This window comes from Streptomyces sp. S4.7 (genome assembly GCF_010384365.1).
In the GTDB taxonomy this organism is placed as follows: Bacteria; Actinomycetota; Actinomycetes; order Streptomycetales; family Streptomycetaceae; genus Streptomyces.
Genome location: NZ_CP048397.1, coordinates 2,754,915 through 2,770,192, shown reverse-complemented (window position 1 = coordinate 2,770,192; position 15,278 = coordinate 2,754,915). Strand labels below are relative to the sequence as shown.

The 15,278-nt window shown below is 70.5% G+C and carries 13 protein-coding genes; 8 read left to right on the top strand and 5 right to left on the bottom strand.

What is annotated here, in order from left to right; translation table 11 throughout:
• Window positions 1-67: 67 nt before the first annotated feature.
• Both SSPS47_RS12075 and SSPS47_RS12070 read left to right on the top strand, forming a co-directional pair.
• Window positions 68-745 (top strand): response regulator transcription factor, encoded by a 678-nt coding sequence (locus tag SSPS47_RS12075; RefSeq protein ID WP_078077002.1) that lies wholly within the window; start codon window positions 68-70, stop codon window positions 743-745.
• Window positions 746-834: 89 nt separating this feature from the next.
• Complete coding sequence (locus tag SSPS47_RS12070) at window positions 835-2,100, top strand: ATP-binding protein (RefSeq protein WP_147878878.1); 1,266 nt, start codon at window positions 835-837, stop codon at window positions 2,098-2,100.
• Here SSPS47_RS12070 and SSPS47_RS12065 read toward each other — a convergent pair.
• Window positions 2,093-2,635: a GtrA family protein gene (locus SSPS47_RS12065; RefSeq protein ID WP_239064863.1), complete on the bottom strand. Its 543-nt coding sequence runs from the start codon at window positions 2,633-2,635 to the stop codon at window positions 2,093-2,095. The two genes, SSPS47_RS12070 and SSPS47_RS12065, sit on opposite strands and share 8 nt — an antisense overlap.
• A 252-nt stretch (window positions 2,636-2,887) precedes the next feature.
• Between SSPS47_RS12065 and SSPS47_RS12060 the strand changes: the two genes are divergently transcribed.
• From SSPS47_RS12060 to SSPS47_RS12050, 3 genes are read left to right on the top strand one after another with little or no spacing between them, the layout of a single operon-like run.
• Entirely contained in the window at window positions 2,888-4,027 is a 1,140-nt protein-coding gene (locus SSPS47_RS12060; protein WP_164250906.1) for a 5-(carboxyamino)imidazole ribonucleotide synthase, read from the top strand.
• A complete protein-coding gene (purE, locus tag SSPS47_RS12055; RefSeq protein WP_164250904.1) occupies window positions 4,024-4,548 on the top strand; it encodes a 5-(carboxyamino)imidazole ribonucleotide mutase in 525 nt (174 codons plus the stop codon). The genes SSPS47_RS12060 and purE overlap by 4 nt, the downstream gene beginning before the upstream one ends.
• An 8-nt stretch (window positions 4,549-4,556) precedes the next feature.
• Entirely contained in the window at window positions 4,557-5,759 is a 1,203-nt protein-coding gene (locus SSPS47_RS12050) for a dipeptidase (RefSeq protein WP_164254527.1), read from the top strand.
• 60 nt (window positions 5,760-5,819) lie between these two features.
• Here SSPS47_RS12050 and SSPS47_RS12045 read toward each other — a convergent pair whose 3' ends face one another.
• Window positions 5,820-7,166 (bottom strand): UDP-glucose/GDP-mannose dehydrogenase family protein, encoded by a 1,347-nt coding sequence (locus SSPS47_RS12045; RefSeq protein ID WP_164250902.1) that lies wholly within the window; start codon window positions 7,164-7,166, stop codon window positions 5,820-5,822.
• A 226-nt stretch (window positions 7,167-7,392) separates the two neighbouring features.
• Between SSPS47_RS12045 and SSPS47_RS12040 the strand changes: the two genes are divergently transcribed.
• Window positions 7,393-8,565, top strand: coding sequence for an acyl-CoA dehydrogenase family protein (locus SSPS47_RS12040; RefSeq protein WP_164250900.1), 1,173 nt, complete (start codon window positions 7,393-7,395; stop codon window positions 8,563-8,565).
• A gap of 146 nt (window positions 8,566-8,711) precedes the next feature.
• Here the strand turns inward: SSPS47_RS12040 and SSPS47_RS12035 are convergent, their stop codons facing one another.
• The gene (locus SSPS47_RS12035; protein WP_164250898.1) at window positions 8,712-9,992 is read right to left on the bottom strand and encodes an LCP family protein; all 1,281 of its coding nucleotides are present in this window, start codon (window positions 9,990-9,992) and stop codon (window positions 8,712-8,714) included.
• 119 nt (window positions 9,993-10,111) lie between these two features.
• On the opposite strand from SSPS47_RS12035, the gene SSPS47_RS12030 reads away from it, so the two are divergent.
• On the top strand, window positions 10,112-10,660 hold the full coding sequence (locus SSPS47_RS12030) for an acyl-CoA thioesterase (protein ID WP_147878869.1): 549 nt from the start codon (window positions 10,112-10,114) through the stop codon (window positions 10,658-10,660).
• 30 nt (window positions 10,661-10,690) lie between these two features.
• On the opposite strand, the gene SSPS47_RS12025 is transcribed toward SSPS47_RS12030, so the two are convergent.
• On the bottom strand, window positions 10,691-12,082 hold the full coding sequence (locus SSPS47_RS12025; RefSeq protein WP_164254526.1) for an LCP family protein: 1,392 nt from the start codon (window positions 12,080-12,082) through the stop codon (window positions 10,691-10,693).
• A 335-nt stretch (window positions 12,083-12,417) separates the two neighbouring features.
• Here SSPS47_RS12025 and SSPS47_RS12020 point away from each other — a divergent pair, with 335 nt between their 5' ends.
• Entirely contained in the window at window positions 12,418-13,449 is a 1,032-nt protein-coding gene (locus SSPS47_RS12020; protein ID WP_164250896.1) for a glycosyltransferase family 2 protein, read from the top strand.
• A gap of 92 nt (window positions 13,450-13,541) precedes the next feature.
• On the opposite strand, the gene SSPS47_RS12015 is transcribed toward SSPS47_RS12020, so the two are convergent.
• The gene (locus SSPS47_RS12015; RefSeq protein WP_239064862.1) at window positions 13,542-15,260 is read right to left on the bottom strand and encodes an LCP family protein; all 1,719 of its coding nucleotides are present in this window, start codon (window positions 15,258-15,260) and stop codon (window positions 13,542-13,544) included.
• Window positions 15,261-15,278: the final 18 nt, after the last annotated feature.

Genomic DNA, 15,278 nt, shown 5'->3' with positions numbered 1-15,278 from the left:
CCTGCCGGAGCCACAGGCATCGGCGATCACCGCCCGGCCGCTCCGCCGCGCGGACTACCATCACCTCATGACCCGTGTACTGCTCGCCGAGGACGACGCGTCCATCTCTGAGCCGCTGGCCCGCGCCCTGCGCAGGGAGGGCTACGAGGTGGAGGTACGCGAAGACGGTCCCACCGCGCTCGAAGCCGGCCTCCAGGGCGGCGTGGACCTGGTCGTACTCGACCTCGGGCTGCCCGGCATGGACGGCCTCGAAGTGGCCCGCAGACTGCGCTCCGAGGGCCACTCCGTACCTCTGCTGGTGCTGACCGCCCGCGCCGACGAGGTAGACACCGTCGTCGGCCTCGACGCCGGCGCCGACGACTACGTGACCAAGCCGTTCCGGCTGGCCGAGCTGCTCGCCCGGGTACGGGCCCTGCTCCGGCGCGGCGCGAGCGAACCGGCCGCGTCGCCCGCCACGCACGGCGTCCGCATCGACGTCGAGTCGCACCGGGCCTGGATGGGCGAGGAGGAGCTCCAGCTCACCGCGAAGGAGTTCGACCTGCTGCGGGTCCTGGTCAGGGACGCGGGCCGGGTCGTCACCCGCGACCAGCTGATGCGCGAGGTCTGGGACACCACCTGGTGGTCGTCCACGAAGACCCTCGACATGCACATCTCGTGGCTCCGCAAGAAGCTGGGCGACGACGCGGCGAACCCGCGGTACATCGCGACGGTCCGGGGCGTCGGATTCCGCTTCGAGAAGAGCTGAGCCGGGCCGGGCAGGTCCGGTCCGGTCCGAGCCCGGTGATCCGGCAGGACCGGGCACCGCGCAGGACCGGCCGAGCAGAGTAGGGCACAGTGCGCCGTCGTCTGATCAACTCCACGCTCGCCGTGGTGCTCGTCGTCATCGCCGTCTTCGGGGTCTCGCTCGTCATCGTCGAGACCCGCACCATCAGCAGCAGCGCCCAGGAGAGCGTCGACCTGGAGGCGGTACGGCTGGTCAGCATCGTCGACAGCCGGCTGCTCGGCGGCGAGCGCGTCACCGAGGCGATCCTGCGGGAGCAGATCAACGGCGAGCGGTACGCCAAGGTCGAGATCCCGGGCCGCCCGACCGTCGAGATCGGCGCGCCCCCCGAGGGCGGTGTCATCCGGGGCAGCGCCGAGGGCGAGCAGGGCGAGACCGTCACGGTCGAGGAGTCCCGCGCGTCCGTCACCCGCGAACTCGGCCGCACTCTGCTGATCATCGGCGCGGTGGCGCTGCTCGCCGTCGTCGCCGCCGTCCTGCTCGCCGTACGCCAGGCCAACAAGCTCGCGTCACCGCTCACCGACCTCGCCGAGACCGCCGAACGCCTCGGCTCCGGGGACCCGCGCCCCCGTCACAAGCGGTACGCCGTGCCCGAGCTGGACCGGGTCGCCGACGTGCTCGACGCCAGCGCGGAACGGATCGCGCGGATGCTCACCGCCGAGCGCCGGCTCGCCGCCGACGCCTCCCACCAGCTCCGTACTCCGCTGACCGCGCTCTCCATGCGCCTGGAGGAGATCTCCACCACCGACGACCCGGACATCGTCAAGGAGGAGGCGACGATCGCGCTCACACAGGTCGAGCGGCTGACCGACGTGGTGGAGCGGCTGCTCACCAACTCGCGCGACGTCCGGACCGGTTCGGCGATCGTCTTCGATCTCGACGACGTCGTGCAGCAGCAGATCGAGGAGTGGCGCCCGGCCTACCGCAGCGCCGGCCGCGCGATCGTCTGCTCCGGCACCCAGCACATGCGGGCCGTCGGCACCCCCGGCGCCGTCGCCCAGGTCCTCGCCGCGCTGATCGAGAACTCCCTGATGCACGGCGGCGGCACCGTCGCCCTGCGCAGCCGGATCACCGGCAACCAGGCCGTGATCGAGGTGACGGACGAGGGCCCCGGCGTACCGGCCGACCTCGGGTCGCGGATCTTCGAGCGCGCGATCAGCGGGCACAACTCGACGGGCATCGGGCTCGCGGTCGCCCGCGACCTGGCGGAGGCGGACGGCGGGCGGCTCGAACTGCTCCAGCAGCAGCCGCCGGTCTTCGCGCTGTTCCTGAGCCGTGAGGTACGGGAGCGCAAGGAGCCGAAGAAGACCGTCAGATGACCCGGCCGGGCTCCGGCTCGCGCCGTCCGTTGACCCGGCCGGGCTCCGGCTCGCGCCGTCCGTCCGCCACCGGGGCCGGCTCGGGCTCCGGCTGGAGCCTGCGGAACACCCAGGTGCGGTACGACCAGAAGCGGAACAGCGTCGCCACGCCGATGCCGAGGAACTTGAACACGTTGCTCTGCAACGGCCCGTCCCAGCCGAACCCGTAGGTCGCCGTGTAGAGCACCCCGTTCTCGATGACCAGCCCGACCGCGCTGAACAGCAGGAAGAGCGTCAGCTCCTTCGTACGGCGGCTCTTGTCGCGGTCCCGGTAGGCGAAGTGGCGGAAGCCCACGTAGTTGCAGGCGATCGCGACGACGGTCGCCAGGATGCTGGCCCGGACCACCTGGAGCTCGGTCGTGTGCCGTACGAGGTTGAAGACCGCCAGATTGACCAGCAGGCCCACCCCGCCGACCGCGCCGAACTTGGCGATCTCACGGGTGAGCAGGGACAGCCGCTCCAGTGGGGTCTGTCGCCGCGAAGGCGCGGGAGTCATGTGGCCGCTCAGCCCCGTCCGGTCGGTGTTCCGTCGAAGACGTCCATGACGGCGACGACGCGGTCTCGTCGGTCGAATCCCCCCGACGCCGCGACGCCACCGACCGACCCACTCTAACCACCGGACCGGGCGCGGAGTCCCCCGTCCGGATCTTGTCGGGCCCGCGTCCCCCGGAGCCGCTGTCACCGACCCGGTCCGACCCGGCCCGGTCCGGACGAGGGACCCCGGCCGGGCGCCGGATACCCTGGGTGTGTGACGTTCCCGGTAGTCGGCATGGTCGGCGGCGGTCAGCTCGCCCGTATGACCCACGAGGCGGGCATCCCCCTCGGCCTCAGATTCAAGCTCCTCAGCGAGACCCCTCAGGACTCCGCCGCGCAGGTGGTGGGCGACGTGGTCGTCGGTGACCACCGCGATCTGGAGACGCTGCGCGCCTTCGCGCGCGGCTGTGACGTGATCACCTTCGATCACGAGCACGTCCCGATCGAGCACCTGCGCGCCCTGGAGGCGGACGGCATTCCCGTACGCCCCGGCCCCGACGCCCTCGTCCACGCGCAGGACAAGGGCGTGATGCGCGCACGGCTCACCGAACTCGGCGTGCCCGCCCCGCGCCATCGCGTCGTCACCGACGCCGCCGACGTCGCGGTCTTCGCCGCCGAGGTGGGCGGCTTCCCCGTCATCCTGAAGACGGTGCGCGGCGGCTACGACGGCAAGGGCGTGTGGTTCACCCGGTCGGAGATCGACGCCGAGCAGCCCTTCCTTGCCGGAGTCCCCGTGCTGGCCGAGGAGAAGGTCGACTTCGTCCGGGAGCTGGCCGCCAACATCGTGCGTTCACCGCACGGCCAGGCCGTCGCCTACCCCGTCGTGGAGTCCCGCCAGGTCGACGGTGTGTGCGACACCGTCATCGCACCCGCGCCCGGTCTCTCCGAGGAACTGTCCGGCCGGGCGCAGCAGCTCGCGCTGCGCATCGCCGCCGAGCTGGGCGTCGTCGGTCATCTGGCCGTCGAGCTGTTCGAGACGGCGGACGGCCGGATCCTCGTCAACGAGCTGGCCATGCGCCCGCACAACTCCGGCCACTGGACCCAGGACGGCGCGATCACCTCGCAGTTCGCCAACCACGTACGGGCCGTGCTCGACCTGCCGCTGGGCGACCCGCGACCGCGCGCCCCGTGGACGGTCATGTGCAACGTGCTCGGCGGCGACTACCCCGACATGTACGCGGCGTATCTGCACTGCATGGCCCACGACCCGCAGCTCAAGATCCACATGTACGGCAAGGACGTGAAGCCCGGCCGCAAGGTGGGCCACGTCAACACCTACGGTGACGACCTGGCCGACGTGCTGGAGCGCGCCCGCCACGCCGCCGGATACCTCCGAGGAACGATCACCACATGAGCTCTCCCCTCATCGGCGTCGTCATGGGGTCGGACTCCGACTGGCCCGTCATGGAGGCCGCCGCCCAGGCGCTCGACGAGTTCGAGATCCCCTACGAGGTCGACGTCGTCTCCGCGCACCGGATGCCGCGCGAGATGATCGCGTACGGCGAGGAGGCCGCCGGACGCGGACTCAGGGCGATCATCGCGGGCGCCGGCGGCGCGGCCCATCTGCCGGGCATGCTCGCCTCGGTCACGCCGCTGCCGGTCATCGGGGTCCCCGTACCGCTGAAGTACCTGGACGGCATGGACTCGCTGCTGTCGATCGTCCAGATGCCCGCCGGGGTGCCGGTCGCCACCGTCTCCGTGGGAGGAGCCCGTAACGCCGGTCTGCTGGCCGCGCGGATCCTCGCCGCGCACGATCCGGAGCTGCTGGCCCGCATGGAGGACTTCCAGCGGCAACTCGGCGAGCAGGCCACGGACAAGGGCAAACGCCTGCGCGCGAAGGTCGCCGGTCACGACGCCTTCGGCTTCGGGAAGTGAGGACCACCATGGGCGCCGAGGACTATCTGGAGCAGGCACGCGAACTGCTTGAGGACTTCCCCGTGGTCGACGGGCACAACGACCTGCCGTGGGCGCTGCGCGAGCAGGTCCGCTACGACCTCGACCGCCGCGACATCGCCGACGACCAGTCGGCGCATCTGCACACCGACATCCCCCGGCTGCGGGCGGGCGGCGTCGGGGCGCAGTTCTGGTCCGTGTACGTACGCTCCGACATGGCCGGCGACACGGCGGTCAGCGCGACCCTGGAGCAGATCGACGTCGTCGGGCGCATGATCGCCCGCTACCCCGACGACCTCGCCGCCGCCCGCACCGCCGACGACATGGAGAACGCCCGCCGCACCGGCCGGATCGCCTCCCTGATGGGCGCCGAGGGCGGCCACTCCATCAACAACTCCCTCGCCACGCTGCGCGCCCTGCACGCCCTCGGCGTGCGCTACATGACGCTCACGCACAACGACAACCTCCCGTGGGCGGACTCGGCGACCGACGAGCCGGGCGTGGGCGGCCTGTCGCCCTTCGGCCACGAGGTCGTACGCGAGATGAACCGCACCGGCGTGCTGGTCGACCTCTCGCACGTGGCCGCCACGACCATGCGCGACGCGCTCGCCACGAGCACCGCGCCGGTCCTCTTCTCGCACTCCTCCGCGCGGGCGGTCTGCGACCACCCGCGCAACATCCCCGACGACGTACTGGCGGGGCTCGCGGCCAACGGCGGCGTGGCGATGGCCACCTTCGTACCGAAGTTCATCCTTCCCGAGGCGATCGCCTGGACGAAGGCCGCCGACGACAACATGCGCGCGCACGGCGCGCACCCGCTGGACACCACCGAGGCCGGGATGAAGATCCACCGGGCCTACGAGGAGGAGCACCCGCGCCCGACGGCCACGGCGGCGACCGTCGCCGACCACCTGGACCACATGCGCGAGGTCGCGGGCATCGACCACATCGGCATCGGTGGCGACTTCGACGGCACGGCGTTCACGCCGGAGGGCCTTCGCGACGTGGCGGGCTACCCGAACCTGATCGCCGAACTCTTCGCCCGCCGCTGGTCCCCCGAGGACCTCTCCAAGCTGACCTGGCACAACGCCGTACGGGTGCTGCGCGCGGCGGAGGACGTGGCCCGCGGACTGCAATCGGAGCGGGGCCCGTCGACGGCGACGATCGAGGAACTGGACGACTCCCGCCGGTAGTCGAGAGCCGGGGCGTTTTCCAAAAGGCCTTCTCCACGAGGCCCTTTCCGCCGGGCCCGGTCAGGCCCTCGGCCGCCCCATCGCCCGGTACGTCCAGCCCGCCCCGCGCCACACCGCCGGGTCCAGCGCGTTGCGCCCGTCGAGGATCAGCCGCCGTGTCACGGCCTCGCCCAGCTCCGCCGGGTCCAGCTCGCGGAACTCGCTCCACTCGGTCAGGTGCAGTACGACATCGGCGCCGCGCACGGCCTCCAGCGCGGACCCGGCGTATCCGAGCGTCGGGAAGATCCCGCGCGCGTTGTCCATGCCCTTGGGGTCGTACACGGTCACCTGACCGCCCTGGAGATGGATCTGGCCCGCGACGTTCAGCGCGGGGGAGTCCCGTACGTCGTCCGAGTCCGGCTTGAACGTCGCGCCCAGGACCGCGACCCGCTTGCCGAGGAACGACGAGTCGCCGCCGACGGCCTCGCGCGCCAGCTCCACCATGTGGCCGCGGCGCCGCATGTTGATCGAGTCGACCTCGCGCAGGAACGTCAGCGCCTGGTCCGCGCCCAGCTCGCCCGCCCGCGCCATGAACGCCCGGATGTCCTTGGGCAGACAGCCGCCGCCGAAGCCGATCCCGGCCCGCAGGAACTTCTTCCCGATGCGCTCGTCGTAGCCGATGGCCTCCGCCAGCTTCACGACGTCGCCGCCGGCCGCCTCGCAGACCTCGGCCATCGCGTTGATGAAGGAGATCTTGGTGGCGAGGAAGGAGTTGGCCGCGGTCTTCACCAGCTCGGAGGTCGGGAAGTCCGTCACGACGAACGGCGATCCCTCCCCGATCGGTGTCGCGTACACCTCGCGCAGCAGCTTCTCGGCGCGCTCGCTCGCCGTGCCGACCACGATCCGGTCCGGGTGGAGCGTGTCCTGTACGGCGAAGCCCTCCCGCAGGAACTCCGGGTTCCAGGCCAGCTCGACGTCGACGCCCGCCGGTGCCAGCTCGGTGAGCCGCCGGGCGAGGCGCTCCGCGCTGCCGACCGGGACGGTCGACTTGCCGACCACCAGCGCCGAGCGGCCCAGCCGCGGGGCCAGTGAGTCGAAGGCGCTTTCCACATAGCTCATGTCGCACGCGTACTCGCCGTGCTTCTGCGGGGTGTTCACACAGACGAAGTGGATGTCGCCGAAGGCGCCGACCTCTTCCCAGGAGGAGGTGAAGCGCAGCCGGCCGGTCGACCCCTCGAAGCCGGCGACGTGCTTGCGCAGCAGGTCTTCGAGGCCGGGCTCGTACATCGGGGCCCTGGCCGCCGTCAGCATCTCGATCTTCTCGGGGACGACGTCGAGCCCGAGCACGTCGAAGCCCAGCTCCGCCATGGCCGCGGCGTGGGTGGCGCCGAGGTAGCCGGTACCGATCACAGTGATCTTGAGGGCCATGGGTGCTCCAGGGAGTGCGGTCGGGATGCGTCGCACCCGGTGCGATCGCGGCTGCGATCGCACCGCGAGTGCGGTGCCCGAGCATAGCCGCGCCGTCCGGACCCCTTTTCGGGCGCCTCGGGGCAAGGTGCGGGAGCTGTCGGGAAACTCACGTACGCCCTCGTGCTCCGGGCCTCTAAAATTGGGGTTACTTAACGGTAGTTAGCATTCAGGGGAGTGGAAGACCGTGGCCGGATCAGCTGATTTCGACCTGTACCGCCCGTCCGAGGAGCACGACATGCTCCGTGACGCCGTGCGCGCGCTCTCCGAGGCGAAGATAGCGCCGTTCGCCGCCGCGGTGGACGAGGACGCCCGCTTCCCGCAGGAGGCGCTCGACGCGCTGGTCGCCGCCGATCTGCACGCCGTCCATGTCCCCGAGGAGTACGGCGGCGCGGGCGCCGACGCCCTGGCCACCGTGATCGTCATCGAGGAGGTCGCCCGCGTCTGCGCGTCGTCCTCGCTGATCCCGGCCGTGAACAAGCTCGGCTCGCTGCCCGTCATGCTCTCCGGCGGCGAGGACCTGAAGAAGAAGTACCTCGGTCCGCTGGCCAAGGGCGACGGGATGTTCTCCTACTGCCTCTCCGAGCCGGACGCGGGCTCGGACGCGGGCGGCATGAAGACCAAGGCCGTACGGGACGGCGACAGCTACGTACTGAACGGCGTGAAGCGCTGGATCACCAACGCCGGCGTCTCCGAGTACTACACGGTGATGGCCGTCACCGACCCCGGCCTCCGCACGAAGGGCATCTCGGCGTTCGTCGTCGAGAAGGGCGACGAGGGCGTCTCCTTCGGCGCCCCCGAGAAGAAGCTCGGCATCAAGGGCTCACCGACCCGCGAGGTCTACCTCGACAACGTCCGCATCCCGGCCGACCGCCTCATCGGCGCCGAGGGCACCGGCTTCGCGACGGCCATGAAGACCCTGGACCACACCCGCATCACCATCGCGGCCCAGGCGCTCGGGATCGCCCAGGGCGCGCTCGACTACGCGACGGGCTACGTCCGGGAGCGCAAGCAGTTCGGCAAGCCGATCGGCGACTTCCAGGGCGTGCAGTTCATGCTCGCCGACATGGCGATGAAGCTGGAGGCGGCCCGCCAGCTCACCTACTCCGCCGCGGCCCGCTCGCAGCGCATCTCCGACGGCGGCGACAAGGAGCACCTGACCTTCTTCGGCGCGGCGGCCAAGTGCTTCGCCTCCGACGTGGCGATGGAGATCACGACGGACGCGGTGCAGCTCCTCGGCGGCTACGGCTACACGCGCGACTACCCGGTGGAGCGGATGATGCGCGACGCCAAGATCACCCAGATCTACGAGGGCACCAACCAGGTCCAGCGCATCGTGATGGCGCGCAACCTGCCGTAACGCGGAACCGGACCGGACCGGGACCGGCCGGACCGACCCGACCACCCCGGCCCGCCCCCCACGGGGGCCGGGGTACCTGTGGAAAAGCAGGGGGCGCCGTCGGTGCCCCCTGCTGTGTTCCCCGCGTGACGGGATCGCCCGCCGGCTCAGTTCGAGGTGACGGTGACCTTCTCGTCGTTGTTCAGCTGCTCCACGAGCTGCTTGACCTTGGCCTTGTCCCAGACCAGGTTCCCGCCCTTGTTGCCCGAGATCGGGATGTTCATCGACGTGCCGTCGCCGCCCGTGACGCCCTTCATCGCGAAGAACATCTGGCTCAGCGACCAGAGGGACATGTCCTTGTCGACGATCAGGGTGTCCAGGCCCGCGCCCAGCGTCGGGTAGAGCTTGAACGGGTTGAGGATCGTGCCCGGCGTGGCCGTCTGGGAGGCCAGGGCCGCCAGGAACTTCTGCTGGTTCTTCGTGCGGTCCAGGTCACTGCCCGCGAACGCGTACCGGGTACGGACGAACGCCAGGGACTGCTCGCCGTCCAGCGTCTGCTTGCCCTTCTGGAAGTCGGCGCCCGACTTCTTGTCCTTGAAGGCCTTCGGGATGTCCAGCTCCACACCGCCGATCGCGTCCACGATGTTGGCGAAGCCCGCGAAGCCGATCTCGACGTAGTGGTCGATGCGCAGACCGGTGTTGAACTCGACCGTACGGACGAGGAGTTCGGGCCCGTCCTCCGCGTACGCAGCGTTGAGCTTCGTCTCCCGGCCCTGGTTCGGGAACATCTTCCCGGACTCCGAGCCGCGGAACGACGGGATCACCACGTTCGAGTCACGCGGCAGCGAGATCAGCGTCGGCCCGTTCGAGCCGTCGTGCAGGATCATCATCGAGTCCGTGCGCTTGCCCTCGGCGCTGCCCGTGTGGAGGTTCTTCTTCTCCTCGTCGGACATGCCCTCGCGGCTGTCGGAACCCACGATCAGATAGTTCGTGCCGTCGCCCGACTCCGGGCGCTCGATCACCTTCGCGAGGTCGACCTCGCGCTTGAGCTTGGAGTCGGCCCAGAAGTACGTACCTATGGAGACCGCCAGCATGACGACGACGAGGGATATCGCGGTGATCTTGATACGGCGCCGCCAGTCCGGTGCGTGGTCCGGGGGGTAGCCCCCGCCGTTGTTGTACGAGCCCTGCGGGGGCACCCGCGGCGGTCCGCCCTGACCCCGGTCGGCCGGGGAGCCGTAGACCTGTCCGGTGTTGTAGTCACTGTTGTACGGCGGCGGGTCGTAACCCCCGTCGTATCCCTGCGACGGCTGCTGGGGGACGGCGCGCCGCTGCACGTGCGGCATGGCCCGCGCTCCCTCGGGCTGCGCGCCCGTGCTGCCGCGTCCGTAACGCTCGCCGCCACGGTCAGCGCGGTCGCCGTTCCATCCATCAGGCCAATCGTTCATGCCGACCAGTGTGCGGCTCGGACGCGTCGCGCATACAGGGGTGGAGGAAAATCACAGCCTCCCTGTTGCCAAGCTGATGCAATGCGGGCCGTGACGGACCCCCGCATAGGGTGGAGGGCATGACAGACCAGGCCGTCCGCCCCGAGACAGATATTCCGGGTAAGCCCACCTCGGCGTCCCGCACCACGCTCAGCCACATCATGACCGGGAGTGACACCAACCTTCTCGGCACGGTGCACGGCGGCGTGATCATGAAGCTCGTCGACGACGCGGCGGGAGCGGTCGCGGGCCGGCACTCGGGAGGGCCCGCGGTCACCGCGTCCATGGACGAGATGGTCTTCCTCGAGCCGGTACGGGTCGGTGACCTGGTCCATGTGAAGGCCCAGGTGAACTGGACGGGCCGGTCCTCCATGGAGGTCGGCGTGCGCGTACTCGCCGAGCGCTGGAACGAGTCGACCCCCGCCCAGCAGGTCGGCAGTGCCTATCTCGTCTTCGCCGCCGTCGACGCGGACGGCAGGCCCCGCCCCGTACCGCCGGTGGTCCCCGAGACGGAGCGCGACAAGCGGCGCTACCAGGAGGCGCAGATCCGGCGCACGCACCGGCTCGCCCGGCGCCGGGCGATCAAGGAACTGCGCGAGAAGCGCGCGGCGGACGGCATCGACGACTGACCGGGGCCGCCCGGGAGCCGCCCCGCGGTGTCACGGACAGACCACCTGGTCGCCGGTCACCGCCCCGAACTCTCCCTGGTGGGCGTTCTCCGCCCGCACCGGCCGAACCGTCTCGTAGTCCTTCCCCGCCATCACCTTCAGCGTCGCGCCCTGCCGGGGCACCGGCCGCAGCTCACAGCCCGGCAGGGCCGCCGCCAGCGACTTCGCCGAGCGGTCCCAGCGGGGGTCGAACAGCACCTGCGTACGCTCCGCCTCGGGCCCCGTGTGGTTCAGCGGGGCCCGCGTCGTGTCGAAGCCGGTCCCGCGCAGGGCGCCGTCGACCCGCTGGCCCAGACCGTCCTGCCGCGTCACGTTGTAGACCTGCACCCTGATCTGCTCCGGTGACACCTCGACCATCGAGGCCGGGGGCTGCCCCGGTCCCCGCGGCCCGCGCGGTCCCTCGGGGGCCGACGGGGTGAGCGGCTTGTCCTCGCGCAGTGCCCGGAAGAGCTTCTTCGACTTCACCGGGTCCCACTTCAGCGTCGATCCGATGCCCTTGACCGGGAAGCCCCCGGTGGTGACCGGCACCGAAGTGAACTCCGAGGACGCCGGGGTGAAGTCGCGCATCGCCTTGCCGAGCGTGAGCATCTCCTCCGTACCGAAGCCCTTGTCCGCCCGGACCGATTCGAGCATGGTCGAGGTCACACCGCGCAGCTTCACCGGGTTCAGCAGCACACCACTGCTGGTGGCCTGCTTGACCAGCGCCGCCATGAAGCGCTGCTGGCGCTGCATCCTACCGAGGTCGGAGGAGCCGTCGAGATGGCGGGACCGTACGTACTGGAGCGCCTGACCGCCGTCCAGTTCGTGGGTCCCGGCGGTCAGATCGAGGCCGGTGTGCGAGTCCTTGAGCGGCTTGGCGGTGCAGATCTCCACCCCGCCGAGCGCGTCGACCGTCTTCATGAAGCTGGTGAAGTCGATCTCCAGATAGTGATTGATCTTCACGCCCGTCATGCTCTCGACGGTCCGGACCGTCAGATGCGGACCGCCCTCCGAGTACGCCGCGTTGAGCTTCACCGGGTGCGGTCCGTGCTTGTCGCCGGTGGTCCCGTCGGTGTGCGAGGGCAGCTCCGCGTAACTGTCGCGCGGCAGGCTCACGACGCTCGCCCGCTCCCGGTCCTCCGAGATGTGCACGAGCATGATCGTGTCGGTGCAGCGGCAGGGGGCGCCGCCGAGCCGGTACTTCTGCCGCTCCTCCTCGGTGATCTTGTCGCGGCCGTCGGTGCCGACGAGGAGGATGTTCATGCCGTGACCCGCGTCCGGCCGGTTCTTCATGTCCTTGAACGGGTCGACCCGGTCGATCCCCGTGTCGAGACTGGTCACCAGCGCGTGGCCGATGCCGCCGGCGCAGAGGACGAGCACCGAGAGGGTGGTCGCCACCCGCATTCCCCAGCGGGGCCGTCCGTCGCGTCCGCCGCGCGCCTTCCGGCCGTTCCTCGCGTTCCGTACGTTCCGCGCGCTCCGTACGCCGGTCTGCGGCGGTCTCGGCCGACCGGCCGGGCGGGGCCGGGGGGAGCGGGGTGGTGTGGGCACGGGGGACACCTCCGCGGGTGACGGGGACGGCTGGACTACCGGGTGACGGGCGAAGGGGGACAGGGGACGCAACGTAGGCCCATACGATCAGCAGCCTTGCGCTGAGCCCGCCCGACGCGCGTCGCAGTCCCCCATTCGCGGTAACGTGGCGTTCGGTGAACCCCTCTCCCTGACGCCCGAAGGACCACATGCCTGCCCAGCCCCCCGCCGTCTCCGTGATCATGCCGGTGCTCAACGAGGAACGGCATCTGAGGAACTCCGTCCAGCACATCCTGGAGCAGGAGTACGACGGCGAGATGGAAGTGGTCATCGCGCTCGGCCCGTCCACGGACCGCACCGACGAGATCGCGGCCGAACTCGTGCGCGAGACGGCGGACAGCGACCGCGCCCGCGTGCAGACCGTGCCCAATCCGACCGGCCGCACGCCGGCGGCGCTCAACGCGGCCATCAAGGCGTCCAAGCACCCCGTCGTCGTGCGCGTCGACGGCCACGGAATGCTCTCGCCGAACTACATCTCCACCGCCGTACGGCTCCTGGAGGAGACGGGCGCGCAGAACGTCGGCGGCATCATGAACGCCGAGGGCGAGAACGACTGGGAGCACGCCGTCGCCGCGGCGATGACCTCCAAGATAGGGGTCGGTAACGCGGCCTTCCACACGGGCGGCTCGGCGGGCCCCGCCGAGACCGTCTACCTGGGGGTCTTCCGGCGGGCCGCGCTGGAGCAACAGGGCGGCTACAACGAGGAGTTCATCCGGGCCCAGGACTGGGAGCTGAACTTCCGGATCCGCGAGGCCGGCGGCCGGATCTGGTTCTCGCCCGAGCTGCGCGTCCAGTACCGGCCGCGGCCGTCCGTCCGGGAGCTCGCCAAGCAGTACAGGAACTACGGCCGTTGGCGCCATGTCGTCGCCCGCTTCCACTCGGGCTCGATCAATCTGCGCTACCTGGCCCCGCCGGTCGCGGTCTGCGCCAACGTCCTCGGCGTCGTCGTCGGCCTGGCCTTCACCCCCTGGGCGCTCATCGTCCCCGGCGGCTACCTCGCGGCGATCGTCGCGGGCTCCGTACCTGCGGGCAAGGGCCTGCCCCTCAAGGCGCGGCTCCAGATCCCGCTCGCGCTCGCCACGATGCACATGTCGTGGGGGGTCGGCTTCCTGACCAGCCCGCGCTCGCTCGCCAAGAAGGTCATCGCGAGCCGCCGCCCGGCGGTCCAGCAGTCCGCCTGAGCGGGGCGGATACGTACGGAAAGGAGCCCCGGGGGCGCATCGCCCCGGGGCTCCTTCTCCGTCTGTGGTCCCTACGGACGAGACCGGCCCGGCTAGAAGGTGAAGCCGGGCTGGATCTCCATGCACTCGGTGTCGTCGGCGCCGTTGAGCGCACGCGCCGTGTCCGGCGTCTTGCCCTCGTCCTTCGCCGCCGACTTCGGGTACGTGTCACCCGTACGCCAGTCGGCGCCCACGACCAGCGTCACACCCGACACGTCCGTCGACTTCTTCGCCGAACTCACCGGAATACCGAGCGACTTGGCGATCGCCTGGGCGTCACCCTCCAAGTCCGCGCTGGGGAACAGGACTTCGGTGCGCGCGGTGGCGTCGGGCGTCACGTCCGCCACGGCCTTCGTGTAGCCCTCGGAGTTGAGCAGCCCCGCGACCGCCGTGGCCCGCTGCGGCGTCGGCGCCTGTGTGTCGCTGCCGGTGCCGTTGCGTACGAGCACCGCGGTCTCGGCGGGAGCCGCCGCCGGGTCCTTGGACTCGGCCGGGGGCTTGCGCTTCGACGCCTTGCCGTCCAGCGGCACGTCGTCGCGGACCATGTCGAACAGCTGCTCGGCGTCGCCCGGCTTCGGGAACACCCGCCCGGACTCGGAGCCCTCGCCGTACACGTTCGGCATCGTGGCCATCGTGATGCGGTTCGTGGGCACCTGCTTGAGCTCTTCCGCCAGGTCGTAGAGCTTCTTGACGCCGCCGAGGCCCTTGTCGACGGTCAGCGCGTCGGTGGCCGCCTCCGCGAGGCTCATCAGCTTTCCGGGGTCGGTCAGCTTGGCGCCCTTGCGCAGCTCCCGGACCATCGAGTTCATGTACATGTGCTGGGCGTGGGTGCGGGCGAGGTCGCTGCCGTCCTCGAAGCCGTAACGCGTACGCAGCCACTGGAGCGCCTCCTCGCCCTGGATGACGTTCTCGCCCTTCTCCAGCTTCAGCCCCGAGCCCTTGCCCTCGGCGTTGCGCGAGTGGACGTTCTCCTGGACGCAGACCGGTACGCCGCCGATGGCGTCCGCCATCGACACCACACCGGCGAAGTCGATCATCATGAAGTGGTCGATGGTGATGCCGGTGAGCTCGTACCACGTGGCCACCGTGCAGCCTGGACCCCCGCGTCCCAGGCTCTCGTTGGTCTGCACGTTGCCCGTGCTCGCCGGGTAGACCTTGCCGGTTTCCGGGTCGGTGCACTTGGGCATCTTCAGCATGGTGTCGCGCGGCATGGAGACCACCGACATGTTGCTGCGGTCGGCCGACACATGGAGCAGCATCTGTACGTCGGCCAGAGGCGGGCCGCCGAAGGTCTCCTTGGCGCCGCCGAGTTTCTGGTTCGCCTTGGAGTCGCGGGCGTCGGAACCGATGAGCAGGATGTTGAGCGGGGTCTGGCCCGCGGAGTTGGCCTTGTGGTCGGCCATCGGCTTGTCGCCGAGCGTCAGGTCTTCCTTCTTGAGCTTGCCGTCGAGATGGCGGTAGTAGAGGTATCCGGCGCCGGCCGTGCCGAGTATCAGCAGGGCGACGACTGAGGAGACCCAGCGCAGTATTCGGCGTTTGCCGCGCCGGTTGCGCGGGCGCGCGCCGTTGCGGCGGGGACCGCTCCTTCTCGCCCCGCCCGATCCGTCACCACTGCCGGCGGCGTCGCCGGAGCCGTCGCCCGACGCGGCATCGGGTGCGCCCGCGGGCCTGTCCGCTCCCGCACCGTCCTCGTACAGACTGTCGTCCCAGCCCAACTCGTCGGCATGCGGGACGTGTTGCCGTGACCTCTGTCTGCGCGTGCTCTGTTCCACCCCGTGCCCCCTGCCCCT